The organism is Erwinia sp. PME.40.26/001, assembly GCF_055556675.1.
Genome location: NZ_JBVHNP010000247.1, coordinates 1 through 262 on the forward strand (window position 1 = coordinate 1; position 262 = coordinate 262).

The 262-nt window shown below is 70.6% G+C and carries 1 protein-coding gene; it reads left to right on the forward strand.

What is annotated here, in order from left to right; all coding sequences use genetic code 11:
* Positions 1–14 precede the first annotated feature (14 nt).
* A partial coding sequence (rdgC, locus tag ACZ3HG_RS24045; protein WP_465334932.1) for a recombination-associated protein RdgC occupies positions 15–262 on the forward strand: 248 nt, incomplete at its 3' end.

Sequence of the window (262 nt, forward strand, 5' to 3'; positions counted from 1 at the left end):
CGCCGACGGCGGCGATGACGGCCTGGGTCTCGTCCGGCCATGCGCCCGGCGCGCTCGCGATGCAGGAGGACTGCGAGCTGATGGCCGACAACGCCGCGAAGTCCGCCGTGCGCTACGTGCGCCACGGGCTTGAAGGGCCGGAGCTGCGCTCGCTGATCGGCGGCGGCAAGCTCGTGACCAAGCTCGGTCTCGCCTGGCGCGAGCGTCTGAGCTTCGTGCTGACCGACAAGCTCGCGGTCAAGCGCCTGCGCTATCTGCACAT